Source organism: Burkholderia alba (genome assembly GCF_034721475.1).
GTDB lineage: Bacteria > Pseudomonadota > Gammaproteobacteria > Burkholderiales > Burkholderiaceae > Burkholderia > Burkholderia alba.
This window is the reverse complement of record NZ_JAWJWL010000153.1, coordinates 1-837: the sequence shown is the minus strand read 5'-3', so window position 1 is coordinate 837 and position 837 is coordinate 1. Positions and strand designations below refer to the sequence as shown.

2 protein-coding genes are annotated in these 837 nt (G+C 56.6%); one reads left to right on the top strand and one right to left on the bottom strand.

The window, feature by feature from the left end:
* Positions 1–603: transposase (locus tag RZR99_RS32955; RefSeq protein ID WP_323123847.1), on the top strand; the 603-nt coding region annotated here is incomplete at its 5' end.
* A gap of 17 nt (positions 604–620) precedes the next feature.
* Here the strand turns inward: RZR99_RS32955 and RZR99_RS32950 are convergent.
* On the bottom strand, positions 621–837 hold a 217-nt coding region (locus RZR99_RS32950; protein WP_323123846.1), incomplete at its 5' end, for a hypothetical protein.

Genomic DNA, 837 nt, shown 5'->3' with positions numbered 1-837 from the left:
CCGAAGCACGAGCTCTTCCTCTCAAAAATCAAATTTGAGGATTCCGCCCAGCATATCGTCTTCACTGAGTACCGGATGGCGGTGCGGTTTGCCGCCGAGCTCGTCGAGCGCCTTACACAGTCGCTGCGCGTCCATACCGAAACCTGGTGGTGGTTGCCAGTGGTTAAAGGCCTGATGACGCTTCGAAGTATAGCTTTCATCTCGGCGCTCACGATCGTTGCCGAACTCGGCGATTTACGTCGATTCCCGCACCCACGCGAATTTATGGGGTACCTCGGCCTCGTGCCATCCGAGCACTCCAGCGGAAATTCAAAGCAGCGAGGCGGCCTAACTAAGACAGGCAACACGCACGTCCGCAGAATTCTTGTCGAAGCAGCATGGAACTACCGGTTATCGGCGAGAATCGGTGAATCACTTCAACCCCGCCTCGAAGGCCAGCCTCAATCCATCATCGACATTGCGTGGAAGGCGCAGCTCCGGCTCTGTCACAGATTCCGTCGACTGCGGGCTCGTGGCCTTCATCAGAACAAGACGTGCGCGGCCATCGCCCGCAAACTATCCGGCTTCATCTGGGACATCGGAACACGACTGCAGCCAGCCTGAGCATGCTCGCGGCACCCTCATTCATTCACTGGATTCAGGAGGCGTTCTTGCAGAACTGACATCTTCCACCTGATCGGTAACGCGGCACCGGGCACGATGAGGGGAATCCTCGGGATTTTTTTGTGAGCACGCGATTGCGTGATCTCCGTTATTAAGAGCGAGGCAGCCCCGTGACGGAAAGATGAAATGCGGTAACCAGCCCGCGGATATGAGCTTGATCCATCGTCGACAAAC